The organism is Pseudomonas putida, from assembly GCF_001636055.1.
Taxonomy (GTDB): domain Bacteria; phylum Pseudomonadota; class Gammaproteobacteria; order Pseudomonadales; family Pseudomonadaceae; genus Aquipseudomonas; species Aquipseudomonas machongensis.
Genome location: NZ_CP011789.1, coordinates 1,203,421 through 1,218,401, shown reverse-complemented (window position 1 = coordinate 1,218,401; position 14,981 = coordinate 1,203,421). Strand labels below are relative to the sequence as shown.

Genomic DNA, 14,981 nt, shown 5'->3' with positions numbered 1-14,981 from the left:
GCTTTGACGCCCGCTGCCCCCCCAACGGATGCACCTGCTCCTCAGGCAACCTGCCGTGGCGCGCGCCGCCACTGTGGCAGCCCGATCAACACCACCGCTCCGACGATCACGCCCATCGCCAGGCATTCCTCGGCGCCGATCCGTTCACCAGCAAAGGCAATCCCGAGCAATACCGCCACCACCGGGTTGACGTACGCGTAGCTGGTCGCGGCCGCCGGCCGCACATGCTTGAGCAGGTACATGTACGAGCTGAAGGCCACGATCGAGCCGAAGAAGATCAGATAGGCCAGTGCCCCCCAACCCGCCGCCGTCGGCATCTGGGTCAGGCGCTCACCGCTCAGGGCGCTGCCGATCAACAACGCAGCACCGCCCACCAGCATCTCGGCAGCACTGGCCATGGCGCCCTGGGGCAAGGGCAGGTTCTTGCTCCACACCGAGCCGAAAGCCCAGGCCGCCGCTGCGAACAGGATCAACGCTGCCCCCATGGGGCTCGCCTGCAGGTTCGAACCGAGGTTGAGCAAGCCGATACCGGCAAGCCCGAGGAAAATCCCCGCCCATTCCAGACGCGAATTGCGATGACCGAACAACAGCCCGAACAGCAACGTGAACAACGGCACCGTGGCCACCGCCAGCGCTGCAACGCCCGATGCCACGCCGGCATGCTCGGCCAGGGTCACGCCACCGTTGCCGCAACTGAGCAACAGAAACCCGATCGCCCCCGCCGCCCGCCATTGCGCCCAGGTCGGAGCCGGCACCCCGCGCCAGCGCAGGAAGCCATACAACAGGCTGCCGGCAATGACAAAACGTACCCCAGCCATCAGCAACGGCGGCCAGGATTCGACACCGATGCGAATGGCCAGGTAGGTAGACCCCCAGACCAGGTAGAGGGCAATGAAGGCGCCGATCAGCAGCCAGGGGAAACGACGGGAGGCAGGCATGACAAAAGACTCGAAATCCGTTTACGGGTGACTTAGTTTAGGAAGGCGCTCCCGTAAACATAAGTTACAAAACACGTTTAATAGGCCCATACACTTTGCAATGAACGGTAATTCGCCTGTTTTCCCGTTGATTGCACATTCGCAACGAGAGACTCATGGACAAGTACGATCGCATGCTGCTCGCCGCCCTGCTCGAAGACGGTCGCCCCACCTATGCCCAGCTCGCCCGTCAGGTCAACCTGTCGGCGCCTGCGGTGGCCGAGCGAGTCGCCAAACTTGAGGTCAGCGGAGTGATCACCGGCTACGCCGCCAAGGTCGACCTGGAAAAGATCGGCCTGCCGATCCAGTGCATCATCGAACTGCGCCTGGCCAGCCATGGCAACCAGCAGGCCTATGACGCCCTGGCGCGCATCCCCCAGCTCACCGAATGCCACCGGGTCACGGGCGACCCGTGCGTGATCATGCAGGCGGCAGTGGGTTCGATGCATGAGCTGGAGGCGCTGATCAACCAGGTGTCGCAACTGGGGTTCAGCAAGACGTCGATCATCCTGTCCAGTGCGGTGGAGCGCCGGGTGCCGCTGGACCACTTGCAGGGCAATGGCAGGAAGGGGTGAGTGCGCCCGCTCAGTGACGCAGCAGCAAATCACCCTCGATCGGTACATAGCGCGTGGCTGCGCGAATCAACGACAACGCCGTGAGCCCTGGTGCGCCGTAGACCACCGTCTCGACGCCATGGCGCAGCATCACCCGCTCGAGCAACTGGTCGAAGTCGCCATCGCCGGAGGCCAGTACGACCTGATCGACCCGGCTGGCGGCCTCATACACGTCCAGGGTGATGCCCACATCCCAATCTCCCTTGGCCGAGCCGTCGCTGCGCTGGATGTAGGGTTTGAGGCGCACCTCGAAACCGAGGTTGCGCAGGATCTGCTGAAATTGCTGCTGCTTGCTGTCACCCCGGTCGATGGCATAGGCCACGGCCTCGACGATGGCGCCATCGCGGCTGACCTGGGACCAGAGGGCACTGTAATTGAAGTGACAACCATGGGCCTGGCGCACGGTGTAGTAGAGGTTCTGCACATCCGCGAACAGCGCGATCTTTTTCACCTGGTGGCCCCGGGATAAAGGCGAAAGGGGCGCAGTGCGCCCCCGGGAATCCCGCGATTATGCCAGACGCGTCAGACGAAGGTGTCGTCATCGTCCGAGAAGAAACCACCGCCGCCGCTGTCGTAGTCGCTGTCCACGAAGCCGCCCTGATCATTGCCCCAACCGTCGTTGTCAGCAACCTGGCGCTGGTTGTCCTGATCATTCCAGCCGCCATTGTCGCTGGCCGGCGCCGGCTCTTCACGGATCACCTCGACCACCTCGTTGGGTTGCGAGTTATGGCTGAACAAGCTGCTGATACCTTGCGCCAGCAGTACACCACCCGCCACGCCCGCTGCGGTCTGCATGGCGCCCCCGAGGAAGCTGCTCGCACCACTGCGCGCCGGAGCCGCAGCGAAACCTTGCGCTTGCGCCTGGGGCTGTGGGGCATAGGCCTGGGGCGCAGGCTCGCGCCAGCCACCAGAGCCGGAGGCAGGGGGCGTCGCGACCGGACGCTGAGGCTCCGGGCTACGCGCACTGCTGCCAAAGATGCTCGACAGGAAGCCACCACTGGCCTTTGGCGCCTCTTGCTGGGCCTGGGCGCGGGCTTGTCTGAGCTCGGCCTCGAGTTGCTTGTTCTGCTCGTCGAGCTTCTTGATCGCCGCCTCTTGGACCAGGATCGCCTGGGCCATGTAGTAAGGCGCCGCAGGCTGCTGGCGCAGGTGCTCCTCGATCCGCGCCTGGGCCTGGGCATCGCGCGGCTGCTGTGGATCCTCGGCCTGCTTGATGCGGCCGAACAGACCGTCGATCAGGGTTTGTTCTTCAGTGTTCATGGGCTACCTCTTGGGCCATGCGGAACATCGGACAAGGTCAAAGATGGGGCGTGCCTGGTCAGGATTCAATTACAGGGCCGATGAAACTTTTTTCAGCATCGCCCGCTCCTGGGCTAAAGTGACGCACTGCTTTTTCCTGCGATATAGACCGATGAACCCGCTGACGATCCTGCGCGACTCCCTCTACTTCTTCCGCCGTCACTTCACCAGCATCCTGCAGTTGTGCCTGCCGCTGGTGGTGCTGGAAGCCCTGTTCAGCCAATTGCTGTACCGCCAGTTGGGTGACGACGCCTCGCCGGCCTACGGCATGCTTGTCAGCCTGCTGTTCTACCCGCTGTACAGCGCCGCGCTGATCCTCTACCTGGATACCCGCAGCAACGGCCAGCAGATCAGCAAGCGCAACCTGTTCGCTCGCGCCGTGCAGTTGTGGCCGGCGCTGGCCCTGCTGATCCTGATCAGCTCGCTGCTGATCATGGCGGGCCTGGCGCTGTTCATCTTCCCGGGCGTATGGATCATGATCAAGCTGGTGTTCGCCGAGTACCTGCTGGTCCTGCGCGGCCTTCCCGTCATGCAGTCGATGCGCGAGAGCGCACGCATGACCACCGGGCACTTCATGCGCATCCTGATCTGCGTGCTGTCGGTGCTCGCACCGCTATGGCTGCTCGATGGCCTGCTGCTGATGGCCTTCCCAGAGCCGCAGCCAGGCGCGCAACTGGTGCTGGACAGCCTCAGTGGCTTCCTGCAGTTGTTCAGCAGTGTGGTGCTGTACCGCTTGTTCATGCTGTTGGAGAGCGAGGCCGGCGCCGCTGCGGGAAACTGAAAGCTGTACGGGATGACGGCAACGCTCTGGAAAGCGTTCGCGGTGCCCTGCCCAACGTATTGCATCGACACTCCTGAACGACGCCCGACAGTCGCGGGCCACCCTCAGGAGCTGCATGCAATGGGTATGACAACAGATTCCGCAACTGAGCTACAGCGTGACTTCAAAGCCACGATCTACTGGATGAAGGGGGACGTGCTCGTCCCGATCAGGCGGAGCAAAACGACGGATAAATTCACCTGGGGCGTAGTTCCGGGGGACGACTGGCTGCAGGCGGGAGGTGACCAACCTTCTCTGATTCTGGACTTCGAGTTTCACTCCAAGACCGAAGACCGCCTGCACTACATGATCAGCAGGTCGAGCGGATTCAGCAGGCTTGGGCGAAGCGTCGGCGGCTATCTCGGGCTCTATCAGGTCAGCGAGGTGACCGACTACTGGAAACTCGAACCGTTGCGGCACGCGCCCAATGGCTGGGTCTGCCGCTTGCGTGATCACGAAGGGCATGGCGTGAAGACCTGGCAGGACGACCCTCATTTCGATAACTTCACCTACCACTTCCTGAACACCTACGAAGGGAACGACGCCGAGTTCCTCGTGGTTCCCACAACCTGAACCCCAGCGCTCACAGCAACCCGAGGGTCAGTGCCTTGAGCGTTGCTGCAGCGCGCGTGGTGCATTCGAGCTTGCGGAAGGTGCTCTCGACATGGGTGCGCACGGTACTGGGACTGATGCCCAGCAACCGCGCGACTTCCTTGTTGCTGTGACCCAGGCTGATCTGACGCAGCACCTCGCTTTCGCGTTCACTCAACAGTCCACCGCCCCCTTTGGCTGCCGGCAGCTTGCGCTCCCCGCGCGCGGCAGCGAACACGGCTTCACAACACTGCAGGTCGAAGCGCCCCTGTTGCGCCTCCAGCCTGAGCAACTGCTCGGCCTCCTGCTGGCCAAGCGCCGCTCGCCATGGGCGCTCGGCCCGCAGCGCCTGCCAGGCGAGCGCCACGGCCAGCAAGCGCTGCTCCGGCGCCAGGGCATCACCCTCCACGCCACGAAAATAACCACTGCCATCGAGACGCTCGTAGGCGTGTGCTGCAAGCTTGCCCGCACGCTGCAATGCCGGTATCTGCGCGCAAGCGCGCTGAGTCCAGTAGGGCACCAGGCGAATCTGCTCGCGGTCGCCCTCAAGCAATGCACCCGGCAGGTTCCATACCCGGTTCGGCACCGCGGCGCGGCCGATGCCATGCACCAGCGCCGCCTGTCTTAGCACGCCCTGCAGCGCCTCCGGCATGCCCATCAGCCCGGCGGCGTCATGCACCAGCGCAGCCACACCACGCGAATAGCCCGCAAGCCAGGTCAACTTGAGGTCGATGACATCGGCAACCAGGGTCAAAGGCACATCGGAGCAAGCTGTATTCGAGGTCGTCGCTTGTTCAGCCTCCTGCAAGTCATGCAACCAGTCGGCCGCCTGACACTGCAGCTCCCTCACCAGGCTGCGCGGGTAGCGTTGATCGGCCTGCCCCTCGATCCAGGCCAGCGCAGCCTCAAGACCCCGCGCTCGCGAAAGGATCTCCAGGTCACCTGCCAGCACCACCTGATACACCACCTCAGGCACCTGTGGATGACGCAGGCCGGATGGGCGACCGCTACCGTCGAAGTGCTCGAACACGTGCCGCAGCCCCTGCTCCACTGGCGCGCCCAGTCCAAGAGCAACTGCAACCTCACCAGCCACCTCGCAGTGCACGCGCGCCAGCGGCCCGGTCTGCAGCATCGCCCGCTGCCCGGCGGCGTCGAGGGTCTGCGCGAGCATGGCTTGACGGCCACCCACGTCGTCCCCGAGCAGGCGGGTGAAATCTTCGGCATTGGCAGTGCACCCCGACCAGCGCAACCGTGCGACATCAGCGGCCACCTGCAGGTGGTCGCCCTCGCCCATACAGGCGTGCGCGAGCCTGCGCGCCAGCTGCGCCGTGCGGCGCGACTGATCGATAGGCTGGCCCATGCTCAGGTCACCCACCATCGACAAGGCGAGGATGGCGTCTTCCAGGGGGATGTAGTCGGCAACAGGCATGAGCGGTCCACAGTTCAGTGAGTTGGAGGCTCGGTCATTCGACCGATACCCGTGAAGGCACAGCCTGCCGAGAATACAGCCATCACTCACAGGAGACCGCGCCATGTTCCGATTCAAAACGCTTGCCACCGCAATAGCAATGACTGCCTCGATCTTCACCCTCGGCAGCAGCTTCGCCGACACCGCCAAACCGTCGGTCGTCATCGTCCACGGTGCCTTCGCCGACGGCTCGGACTGGGCCAAGGTCGTGCCGCTGCTGCAGGCCCAGGGCATCAAGGTCACGGTGGTGCAGAACCCGCTGACCTCACTGGCCGAGGACGTCGCCGCGACCCGGCGCGTGCTGAACAACCAGCAAGGGGACGTGGTCCTGGTCGGCCACTCCTGGGGCGGCACGGTGATCAGCCAGGCAGGTACCGACGCCCACGTCCGCGGGCTGGTCTATGTCGCGGCATTCGCACCCGATGCCGGCCAGGCCAGCAAGGACCTGGGCCAGGGCTACCCGACCCCACCCGGCATCAGCCAGATCGCGGCCGACAGCAACGGCTACCTGTACCTGACGCCTCAAGGCATGGCCACCGATTTCGCCCAGGACCTGCCCAAGGCCCAGACCGACATCATGACCGCCACCCAGGGCCCGATCCGCGCCTCGGCCTTCGAGGACCGCACCAGCGCTGCTGCCTGGAGCAGCAAACCGTCCTGGTACGTGGTTGCAGGTCAGGACCGCATGATCGACCCAGGCCTGCAACGCGCCTTCGCCAAGAAGCTGGGAGCACAGACCACCCAACTGCAGACCAGCCATGTGCCGCAGCAGTCGCAGCCGGCCGAAGTGGCCAATGTGATCCTGCAAGCGGTGGACAAGGTTGCCAGCAGTCAGTGACCTGCGCGACATGCTTCGCCCTTGCAGGAACGCTTTCGCTGCTGCTATCGGTGAAGCAACTACAAAGTCGAGGGTGTGTATCCGTTCCGGACACGCCCTCGACTCGCCTCAAGGCATCATCGCCTAACTCAAGTACCCCTTGGTTTGGCGCGGGCAGTGGCTTGCGCGACCAACGGGTCATCTGGCCAGAAATGCTTGGGGTACCTGCCCTTCAGATCCTTCTTCACCTCGAGGTAGGTCGAGCGCCAGAAGTTCGCCAGGTCCTGGGTCACCTGGACCGGGCGCCGGGCTGGGGACAGCAGGTGCAGCTTGAGCACCTGCCTGCCGTTGGCAATGCGTGGCGTGTCGGCCTGCCCGAACAACTCCTGAAGTCGAACGGCAAGCACGGGTGGGCGCTCGCTGTAGTCGATACGAATACTGGATCCCGAGGGTACCGCCATCGTCTGGGGTGCCTGGGCATCCAGTTGCTGCGGCAGCGGCCAGGGCAGGAGATTGCGCAGGATCGAAGACAGATCGAGCAGGGCGAAATGGCTGAGCCGGGCGACTTTGCCGACATAGGGCCCCAACCATTCATCCAATGATTGCAGCAACGTCTCATCCCGCAGGTCGGGCCATTGGCCGACGACACCCGCTTCCTCATCCAGTACCCGCAACAGCTCCACACGTGCCTGCCACTGACGAAGGTCAGGCGTCCAGGGCAGAAGCTCCAGGCCTTTGCGTCGAACATAGTCGAGCAGCGCCTGCACGCGCGCCTCATCGCTCAGAGAGGCCAGGGGCGTGCGCGACAGCACGAGCTCGCCAACCTTGGTTTGTCGTTCGGCGCGCAGGGCGCCCTCTCGCTCATCCCAGTCGAGCTCATCCACCGTACGGACCTGCTCCTTCAGCACGGTGTCGAACAGCGCCGCGTCGAGGTCGGCGGCCAGGTAGATCCGCTCCTCCCGCTGGCCCTGTCGGCTGCCCAGGTCCGCGATGGCCAGCCAGGTGTGCTTCATCAAGGCGTCCGGCTCGGTGAACATCGCTGCCCGGCCATTGGCCAGACGATATTCGGCCCCGCCATCACGGCGCTGCTGGGCGACACGGTCGGGATAAGCCAGCGCGAGCAGGCAGCCCACCCAACGTGGATGATGAGGATCGGCGACGGCTTGCGACACAGGGCCGCGCAGGTAGGATCGATACTGCCTGGAAAGTTGCCTGGCGCGCTGGGCGCCCCCCTGCTCACCGCGCTGGGCACGTTGCTCACCGCTGAGAATGGCCAGCCGACTGTGCAGGTCAGCGCCCGCGCCACGCTGTATATCCCGCTCTCCCAGCAAGGCCGCGATAGTGCACGCGGTTTCGGCCAGCCCCAACTCGTGACCTCGCAGCAGAAGATGGGCGATTCGAGGATGGCTCGGCAGCTCGGCCATCGCCTGACCGTGCCGGGTCAGTTGCCCATCCGGCTGGAGCGCGCCAAGGCGGCGCAGCAAGTCGTTGGCCTGTGCGTATGCAGCCGCAGGGGGTGCATCGAGCCACGCCAGCTCATTCGGCTGGACACCCCACTTGGTCAACTGCAGCGCCAGCCCGGTCAGGTCCGCCTGCTGGATTTCGGCGGTGGCGAAGCCTGCCATCTGATCGTGCTGCGCTTCGGACCACAAGCGATAGCAAACGCCGGGCTCCAGCCGCCCGGCACGCCCTGCCCGCTGGGTAGCGCTGGCCCTGGAGATCCGCTGGGTATCCAGACGAGTCATGCCGCTGCGTGGATCGAAGCGCGGAACACGCTCAAGCCCGGCATCGATGACCACCCGCACGCCATCGATGGTGACGCTGGTCTCGGCAATGTTGGTGGCCAGCACCACTTTGCGCATCCCCGGTGGCGCAGGGTCGATCGCGGCCCGTTGCTGGTTCAGGTCGAGCTCTCCATGCAACGGGCAAAGCAACGTATTGCGCTTCAGGGATGGGGAGGCATCGAGGCTGTCCTGAAGCCCTGCCAGGACGCGACGGATTTCAGCCTGGCCCGGCAGGAACACCAGCAGGCTTCCCGACTGCTCGGCCAACGCATCGAGACAGGTGCTGATCACTCGCGGCTCGATGTACTCGCCGGCTTGCTGCGGCTTGCCCCAGATCGTCGTGACCGGGAACATCCGCCCCTCGCTGGTGATGATTGGAGCGTCATTCAGGAGGCGCGACAGCCTTTCTCCTTCGAGGGTCGCCGACATGAGCAGCACTTTGAGCGCCGTATCGTCCCGGAACAGTTCACGACCATTGAGCGTGAGCGCCAAGGCAAGGTCAGCATCGAGGTTTCTCAGGTGGAATTCATCGAATATCACCAGCCCCACGCCCTCCAACGCCGGATCGGCCTGCAGGCGGCGGGTGAGAATGCCTTCGGTAACCACTTCGATGCGGGTATCCGGCCCGACCTTGCTGTCCAGCCGGATGCGATAGCCGACCGTCTCACCGACCTTTTCCCCCAGCTCGCTGGCCATGCGCTCGGCGGCAGCGCGAGCCGCGAGACGACGCGGCTCGAGCATGACGATACGCTGTCCGGCCAGCCATGGCTCGTCGAGCAGCGCCAGGGGCACACGGGTCGTCTTGCCCGCGCCAGGCGGCGCCTCGAGCACGGCTTCGTGGCGTTCGGCCAGGGCCTGACGCAGGGCGGGCAAGACAGCATCGATCGGTAAAGAATTCATGGTGGTCCTCAAGCTGGCGAGCGAGTATAACGGCGAACCGAGACCGCTTCGTCATGGTCTGAGCATCAGGTGCGGACGTTTTTGCCCGACCTCCTGCAGTCACCTTTCCGGAGATTCACATGCGCATCCATTCCCGCGTCATCGGTGGCGCCCTCATCGCCGCCCTGCTGACCCAGCTGACGGCCTGCGGCACCATCCTCTATCCCGACCGTCGCGGCCAGATCGAAGGCAAGATCGATCCGGTAGTCGCCGTCATGGACGCGATCGGCATCCTCTTCTATGTCATCCCTGGCCTGATCGCCTTCGGTGTCGACTTCGCCACGGGCGCCATCTACTACCCTGGCGGCAAGACCGCCCAGGTCGACCCGGCCAAGCTCAAGCCTGCGGTCGATGCCGATGGCAAGATCGACAACCTCAAGCTGCAGGCTATTCTCGAAAGCGAACTGGGCCAGCGCCTGCCCCTGAACGATCCGCGGCTGATCCAGCACCGTGGCAGCGTTGAACAGCTGGCCGCCTTCGGCCTGGTCCCGGCCGCCTGAGCGACACCGGAATGACACGCCACGCATGACTGCCACCGCCGAACATCAACGCCTGCTGCGCCTGGCCACCCGTGCCTCGCTGACGGTAGCCAGCATTCTCGTCCTGGCCAAGGCCATTGCCTGGTGGCTGAGCGGCTCGGTGAGCCTGCTCGCGGGCCTGACCGATTCGGCGCTCGATGCCGTCGCCTCCTTCCTCAACCTGCTGGCAGTGCATTACGCCCTGCGCCCGGCCGACGACGATCACCGCTTCGGCCACGGCAAGGCCGAGGCCCTGGCCGGTATGGCCCAGGCATTGTTCATTGCGGTCAGTGCGGTATTGATCGGATTCCAGGCGGTGGAGCGCCTGCAGACCCCACAGCCGCTGGGCGACACGGGCGCGGGCATTGCGGTGATGCTGCTGTCGCTGGTGTTGACCGTGGCGCTGCTGGCATTCCAGCTCAAGGTCATCCGCATCACCGGCTCCACTGCGGTACGTGCCGACTCGCTGCATTACCGCTCCGACCTGCTGCTCAACGGCAGCATCCTGCTCGCCCTGCTGCTGGCCGGCTTTGGTTGGCCACAACTGGATGCGCTGTTCGGCCTGGGGATCGCGCTGTACATCCTCTGGAGCGCCCTGCAGATTGCCCGCGAGAGTACCTCGATCCTCATGGACCAGGAGCTGCCCGCCGACATTGGCGAACGCATGCAGGAACTGGCCCTGGCCATTCCCGGCGTCAAGGGGGTGCACGACCTGCGTACCCGGGTGTCAGGCAGCCATTGGTTCGTCCAGTTGCACCTGGAACTGCCCGGCGTACTGCCGCTGCATGAAGCCCATGCCCTGTGCGTAAAGGCATCGGAGGCGATCCGCGAGCGTTATCCGCGCGCAGATGTCATGGTGCACGCCGACCCTGTCTAGCGGCGAGAGCACATTTGCTCTGCCTCCCCTGAGCCTCGCCCCTCAGTTGACGCTGTACCCCCGACCGCTCAGGCACGCTGCCAGCGAGCGGCGATAGCCGTTGGCTACATTGGCCGGTGGCGCATAGGTGGCCGTGGCCGGATCGAACCCGGACTGGCTGACGGCCCAGCGATGGCATTGGTAACGATCCTGCTCCTGCTGCTCGGGGCCCTGTCCGCTCGCCGGATAGGCGACGACGTCATAACCATTGTCCACCTGAGGCTGGGGTTGCGGCGCATACGCCGGGGCGGACGGATTGACCACCACGTACTCCTGGCTGTCAGGCTGATACTGGTAGTAGGTATCGGCTACCAGGAAGTAGAGCAATCCGCTCAACCACACTTCCTGGGCGTAGGGAGGCAGGTAATTCACCCGCACGCCATAAGGCGGGCGCACCACGATGTAGCCGCCGCTATGCGGGCGGTACCAGTAGCCGCCGGAATAGAAGTAGTCCTGACCGCGGTAAGGCACTTTCCAGTAACGGTCCGGAAAACGGTCCGTGGTGTAGCCAGTGCGGTATTGCGGCCCCGGCCCCCAGCCATTGCCATGGCCGTCGGGTCGGCCCTGCCAATCACCGCCCGGGCGCTGGCCAGGGCCGCCCGCCTCCCAGTGGCGGATATCGCCGTTACGGCGCGGAATATCCTGATAGTAGCCCTGGCGCGGTGGCTGGGTCTGGCGCACTTCGTCACGGGAGTTGAGTGGCGAGCTACCTTGGGCTGGACCGTTGGGCTCCTGCTGGCCACCCCAGCCACGCCCGTCGCCCGGCCCCTGGGCCAGCGCCCCGAGGCTGATGCCCATGCCCAGCAAACCAACACCCGCCCACTGCCAGATGCGTGACCTCATGCTCGTCCTCTCGATAACCACAGCGCTTGATGGCAGCAGTCTAACCTGAGGCGGGGGCAGGCAGATGAAATCCCCCCAGGCACACGAGCAATAAAAAAGGGAGGCCATTGGCCTCCCTTCAGGAATTGTCGTCCGTGCTCGACGCTTGTGGCGTCGGCTCACCTCACAGTGTCTTCTGGACGCTGTGTAGCCCGGGGGCCAGGGCGATCCGGTTGGATGGCTGGCCGCGACCGCCCGCCTAGGGCGCGTCGCCGTGGACTTGAGTCCGGGCAGTGATTCTGTTGATAAAGATAGAGGAATGGGTGCGGCAGAGGATTGCGAAGATTGCTCTGATAAATAGTACTTGCGCAATTTTTCACTCAGGATTGATAATTCGCCGCAATCTGAACAGAAAAGGCATTCTTGATGAGCAAGCTCGACCGCTACGACCTGAGCATTCTTGCCGAATTGCAGCGCGATGCACGCATTTCCAACCAGGAACTGGCCGAGCGTATCGGCCTGTCCCCCTCGCCCTGCTCCCGGCGGGTCAAGCAGCTCGAAGACGACGGCTATATCTCGCGCCAGGTGGCCCTGCTGGACCGCAAGAAGCTCGGCCTGAGCCTCACCGCCTACGTGCTGATCGGCATGGACCGCCACACCCCCGAGCGTTTCGAAACCTTCGAAGCCGCCATTCGCAACCTGCCACAGGTGCTCGAGTGCAGCCTGGTGACTGGGATGGACGCCGACTACCAGCTCAAGGTGGTGGTACCGGACATGGACCACTATCAGAAATTATTGCTCGGCAGCCTGACCCGTATCGAAGGCGTCACCAGCGTGCGTTCGAGCTTCGTGCTCAACCAGGTACTGGCCAGTACCGAGATGCCATTGACCCACCTCCGTTAAAACCTGCGATACCCGGCGTATGATCGGGTCTTCAGACTGCCTGGAGCTTTAAAGATGGATCCCGCCGTTTTCGAAGAATGGATGATGATCATCCTGGTCACCGTGCTGATCGGGTTCATGGGCTTCATCGTCTGGGACCTGGCGAAAAAGTCCAAGGCCGGGCGCTTCGGCACGCTGATCCTGTTCTTCGTGCTGGGGTTGGGGGTGCTGGCCTTCATCATCAAGAGCGTGGTGGTGGGGTTTCTCGAAGGGGTGTAGCGCAAATCCGAGCAGGCCCCGGCGCAGGCTTACAGCCGTGCCGGCACCTCGCGCCAGCAGCCCTGCTCCAGCCCATCGAGGCTCCAGTCACCGATCCGGACCCGCACCAGACGCAAGGTCGGCAGCCCCACCGCCGCCGTCATCCGTCGCACCTGGCGGTTGCGCCCTTCGCGGATCACCAATTCCAGCCAATGGGTGGGAATGCTCTTGCGAAAGCGTACCGGCGGGTTGCGCGACCACAGCGCTGGCTCATCCAGAAGACGTGCCTCGGCTGGCAGAGTCTTGCCGTCGTTGAGTTCGACTCCATCGCGCAAACGCTGCAACTGCTCTTCGCTCGGCTCGCCTTCGACCTGCACCCAATAGGTCTTGGGCAGCTTGTGCTTCGGGTCGGCAATGCGCGCCTGCAAACCGCCATCATTGGTCAGCAGCAGCAGCCCCTCGCTGTCACGGTCCAGACGCCCCGCGGGGTAGATACCCGGGATATCGATGAAGTCCTTGAGCGTGGCGCGCCCCTGGTCGTCGCTGAACTGGGTCAGCACATCGAAGGGCTTGTTGAACAGGATCAGGCGAGGCTCGGCCGGCGGCGCCTTGGGCGGGCGACGCGGGCCGGAAGGACGCGCCGCCGGGCGGCGCGGTTTGGAGCGGGGTGGCAGGGGCATGGATCCTCAGCGGAACGGCGGCTCATCGAAGCTGCGCAGTTTACGCGAGTGCAGCGAGTTGAGCTCGGTGCGCAGCAGGTCGAGGGCAGCGATGCCGATCTTCAGATGCTGGCTGACCGCACGGTTGTAGAAGGCGTTCGCCGAGCCCGGCAGCTTGATCTCGCTGTGCAGTGGCTTGTCGGAAACGCACAGCAAGGTGCCGTAGGGCACACGCAGGCGATAACCCTGTGCGGCGATGGTGCCGCTCTCCATGTCCACCGCCACGGCGCGCGACAGGTTGATCAGCGGGCGCTCCTGGGCCCAGCGCAGCTCCCAGTTGCGGTCGTCGTAGGTAAGCACGGTGCCGGTACGCAGACGCTTTTTCAGTTGCTCGCCGCGCTCGCCGGTCACCTGCGCCGCCGCTTCCTGCAGCGCCAGCTGCACCTCGGCCAGGGCCGGGATCGGAATGTTCGGCGGCACCACGCGATCGAGGATGCCGTCGCGACGCATGTAGGCGTGGGCCAGCACGTAGTCGCCGATGGTCTGCGACTGACGCAGGCCGCCACAGTGGCCGATCATCAGCCAGCAGTGCGGACGCAGAACGGCCAGGTGGTCGGTGATGTTCTTGGCGTTGGACGGGCCGACACCGATGTTGACCAGGGTGATGCCATCACCGTCGGCGGCGATCAGGTGGTAGGCCGGCATCTGGTAGCGATGCCAGACCACGCCCGCCACCAGAGCCTGGGCCTCGCCGTTGTCCATGCCCTTCTCGATCACGACATTGCCCGGCAGCACCATGCGCACGAAACGCGGATCCTGGCGCAACTGCTCAAGGCCATGGGCAATGAACTGGTCGACATAACGGTGGTAGTTGGTCAGCAGGATCCACGGCTGCATGTGGCGCCAGTCACTGCCGGTGTAGTGCACCAGGCGACGCAGCGAAAAGTCCACGCGGGCGGCGTCGAACAGCGCCAGTGGCAGCGTCTCGGCGCTTTCCCAGTCGTACAGGCCATCGGCGATGTTGTCAGTGGCGGCAGACAGGTCGGTGCTGGGGAACACCCGCGCCAGCTGCGCGGCAGTGATGCCGCTGCCGGCCAGTTCGTCGCCCTGGTCGACCACATAGGGATACGGGATGTTCTGCTCGCTGACACCCACTTCCACCGTCACGGTGTAGTCGCTCATCAACGGGCGTAGCTGCTCCAGCAGATAACCGCGGAAGGCGGCCGGCTGGGTGACGGTGACGCTGTAGGTCCCGGCGACCTGCACCTTGGCATAGGCGCGCGTGGTGGCGGCAACTTCGCCCTGGCTGTAGTAGGTGAGGCGCAGGGCCGGATAGCGGAACTGGGCGCGCTGGTCTTCGTCCGGCTCGGTGCGGTCCTTGAGGTAACGCTTGAGGGCCTGGCTGAGGGCCCCGGTGGCCTGTTCATGCAGGGCCGCCAGACGATCGACGGCCTGTTCGGGGGTATCAACGACTACAAAGGCTTGGCTCACGCTGGGCTTCCTGTCTTGGAGTGCATGCAGGGTTTCCATCTTGCCTGCCTTCGGCGCTAAAAACACCCCCGGTGGTAAATGGCGACCCCTTCGTGGGTAAACCCGCTACCACAGGTGCTGCGCTGT

General features: G+C 64.4%; 16 protein-coding genes. 8 read left to right on the top strand and 8 right to left on the bottom strand.

Going from position 1 to position 14,981, the window contains the following annotated elements; genetic code table 11:
- Positions 1 to 41 precede the first annotated feature (41 nt).
- Complete coding sequence (gene yedA / locus AB688_RS05500) at positions 42 to 938, bottom strand: drug/metabolite exporter YedA (protein ID WP_054892847.1); 897 nt, start codon at positions 936 to 938, stop codon at positions 42 to 44.
- 155 nt (positions 939 to 1,093) lie between these two features.
- On the opposite strand from yedA, the gene AB688_RS05495 reads away from it, so the two are divergent.
- A complete protein-coding gene (locus tag AB688_RS05495; protein ID WP_063542644.1) occupies positions 1,094 to 1,552 on the top strand; it encodes an Lrp/AsnC family transcriptional regulator in 459 nt (152 codons plus the stop codon).
- A 10-nt stretch (positions 1,553 to 1,562) separates the two neighbouring features.
- Here AB688_RS05495 and AB688_RS05490 read toward each other — a convergent pair whose 3' ends face one another.
- Both AB688_RS05490 and AB688_RS05485 read right to left on the bottom strand, forming a co-directional pair.
- Entirely contained in the window at positions 1,563 to 2,042 is a 480-nt protein-coding gene (locus AB688_RS05490; RefSeq protein ID WP_054892845.1) for an NYN domain-containing protein, read from the bottom strand.
- Positions 2,043 to 2,113: 71 nt separating this feature from the next.
- Entirely contained in the window at positions 2,114 to 2,851 is a 738-nt protein-coding gene (locus AB688_RS05485; protein WP_063542642.1) for a DUF2076 domain-containing protein, read from the bottom strand.
- A 151-nt stretch (positions 2,852 to 3,002) separates the two neighbouring features.
- On the opposite strand from AB688_RS05485, the gene AB688_RS05480 reads away from it, so the two are divergent.
- Positions 3,003 to 3,671: a YciC family protein gene (locus tag AB688_RS05480; protein WP_063542640.1), complete on the top strand. Its 669-nt coding sequence runs from the start codon at positions 3,003 to 3,005 to the stop codon at positions 3,669 to 3,671.
- A 120-nt stretch (positions 3,672 to 3,791) separates the two neighbouring features.
- On the top strand, positions 3,792 to 4,283 hold the full coding sequence (locus AB688_RS05475; RefSeq protein ID WP_112897253.1) for a hypothetical protein: 492 nt from the start codon (positions 3,792 to 3,794) through the stop codon (positions 4,281 to 4,283).
- A gap of 10 nt (positions 4,284 to 4,293) precedes the next feature.
- On the opposite strand, the gene AB688_RS05470 is transcribed toward AB688_RS05475, so the two are convergent.
- Positions 4,294 to 5,730, bottom strand: a complete 1,437-nt coding sequence (locus AB688_RS05470; RefSeq protein WP_063542638.1) for an HD domain-containing phosphohydrolase — start codon at positions 5,728 to 5,730, stop codon at positions 4,294 to 4,296.
- A gap of 103 nt (positions 5,731 to 5,833) precedes the next feature.
- Here AB688_RS05470 and AB688_RS05465 point away from each other — a divergent pair, with 103 nt between their 5' ends.
- Positions 5,834 to 6,607, top strand: a complete 774-nt coding sequence (locus tag AB688_RS05465) for an alpha/beta fold hydrolase (protein WP_063542636.1) — start codon at positions 5,834 to 5,836, stop codon at positions 6,605 to 6,607.
- Between the two features lie 128 nt (positions 6,608 to 6,735).
- Here AB688_RS05465 and hrpB read toward each other — a convergent pair whose 3' ends face one another.
- The gene (gene hrpB, locus AB688_RS05460) at positions 6,736 to 9,270 is read right to left on the bottom strand and encodes an ATP-dependent helicase HrpB (protein ID WP_063542634.1); all 2,535 of its coding nucleotides are present in this window, start codon (positions 9,268 to 9,270) and stop codon (positions 6,736 to 6,738) included.
- A gap of 119 nt (positions 9,271 to 9,389) precedes the next feature.
- Between hrpB and AB688_RS05455 the strand changes: the two genes are divergently transcribed.
- Together AB688_RS05455 and AB688_RS05450 are read left to right on the top strand one after the other, a co-directional pair.
- Positions 9,390 to 9,809, top strand: a complete 420-nt coding sequence (locus AB688_RS05455) for a hypothetical protein (RefSeq protein WP_054892836.1) — start codon at positions 9,390 to 9,392, stop codon at positions 9,807 to 9,809.
- A 25-nt stretch (positions 9,810 to 9,834) separates the two neighbouring features.
- Positions 9,835 to 10,704 (top strand): cation diffusion facilitator family transporter, encoded by an 870-nt coding sequence (locus tag AB688_RS05450; protein ID WP_063542632.1) that lies wholly within the window; start codon positions 9,835 to 9,837, stop codon positions 10,702 to 10,704.
- A 42-nt stretch (positions 10,705 to 10,746) separates the two neighbouring features.
- Here the strand turns inward: AB688_RS05450 and AB688_RS05445 are convergent, their stop codons facing one another.
- Positions 10,747 to 11,586, bottom strand: coding sequence for a DUF6515 family protein (locus AB688_RS05445; RefSeq protein ID WP_063542630.1), 840 nt, complete (start codon positions 11,584 to 11,586; stop codon positions 10,747 to 10,749).
- 405 nt (positions 11,587 to 11,991) lie between these two features.
- Here AB688_RS05445 and AB688_RS05440 point away from each other — a divergent pair, with 405 nt between their 5' ends.
- Both AB688_RS05440 and AB688_RS05435 read left to right on the top strand, forming a co-directional pair.
- Entirely contained in the window at positions 11,992 to 12,468 is a 477-nt protein-coding gene (locus AB688_RS05440; protein ID WP_016712159.1) for an Lrp/AsnC family transcriptional regulator, read from the top strand.
- Between the two features lie 54 nt (positions 12,469 to 12,522).
- Positions 12,523 to 12,726, top strand: a complete 204-nt coding sequence (locus AB688_RS05435; protein WP_013974331.1) for a DUF2788 domain-containing protein — start codon at positions 12,523 to 12,525, stop codon at positions 12,724 to 12,726.
- 29 nt (positions 12,727 to 12,755) lie between these two features.
- Here the strand turns inward: AB688_RS05435 and AB688_RS05430 are convergent, their stop codons facing one another.
- Entirely contained in the window at positions 12,756 to 13,385 is a 630-nt protein-coding gene (locus AB688_RS05430; RefSeq protein ID WP_063542628.1) for a pseudouridine synthase, read from the bottom strand.
- Between the two features lie 6 nt (positions 13,386 to 13,391).
- Positions 13,392 to 14,894, bottom strand: coding sequence for an AMP nucleosidase (amn, locus tag AB688_RS05425; protein WP_178117571.1), 1,503 nt, complete (start codon positions 14,892 to 14,894; stop codon positions 13,392 to 13,394).
- Positions 14,895 to 14,981: the final 87 nt, after the last annotated feature.

Coding starts and splice junctions, on each gene's coding strand:
- yedA (WP_054892847.1), bottom strand. CDS start 938: ATGCCTGCCTCCCGTCGTTTCCCCTGGCTGCTGATCGGCGCCTTCATT.
- AB688_RS05495 (WP_063542644.1), top strand. CDS start 1,094: ATGGACAAGTACGATCGCATGCTGCTCGCCGCCCTGCTCGAAGACGGT.
- AB688_RS05485 (WP_063542642.1), bottom strand. CDS start 2,851: ATGAACACTGAAGAACAAACCCTGATCGACGGTCTGTTCGGCCGCATC.
- AB688_RS05480 (WP_063542640.1), top strand. CDS start 3,003: ATGAACCCGCTGACGATCCTGCGCGACTCCCTCTACTTCTTCCGCCGT.
- AB688_RS05475 (WP_112897253.1), top strand. CDS start 3,792: ATGGGTATGACAACAGATTCCGCAACTGAGCTACAGCGTGACTTCAAA.
- AB688_RS05470 (WP_063542638.1), bottom strand. CDS start 5,730: ATGCCTGTTGCCGACTACATCCCCCTGGAAGACGCCATCCTCGCCTTG.
- AB688_RS05465 (WP_063542636.1), top strand. CDS start 5,834: ATGTTCCGATTCAAAACGCTTGCCACCGCAATAGCAATGACTGCCTCG.
- hrpB (WP_063542634.1), bottom strand. CDS start 9,270: ATGAATTCTTTACCGATCGATGCTGTCTTGCCCGCCCTGCGTCAGGCC.
- AB688_RS05455 (WP_054892836.1), top strand. CDS start 9,390: ATGCGCATCCATTCCCGCGTCATCGGTGGCGCCCTCATCGCCGCCCTG.
- AB688_RS05450 (WP_063542632.1), top strand. CDS start 9,835: ATGACTGCCACCGCCGAACATCAACGCCTGCTGCGCCTGGCCACCCGT.
- AB688_RS05445 (WP_063542630.1), bottom strand. CDS start 11,586: ATGAGGTCACGCATCTGGCAGTGGGCGGGTGTTGGTTTGCTGGGCATG.
- AB688_RS05440 (WP_016712159.1), top strand. CDS start 11,992: ATGAGCAAGCTCGACCGCTACGACCTGAGCATTCTTGCCGAATTGCAG.
- AB688_RS05435 (WP_013974331.1), top strand. CDS start 12,523: ATGGATCCCGCCGTTTTCGAAGAATGGATGATGATCATCCTGGTCACC.
- AB688_RS05430 (WP_063542628.1), bottom strand. CDS start 13,385: ATGCCCCTGCCACCCCGCTCCAAACCGCGCCGCCCGGCGGCGCGTCCT.
- amn (WP_178117571.1), bottom strand. CDS start 14,894: ATGGAAACCCTGCATGCACTCCAAGACAGGAAGCCCAGCGTGAGCCAA.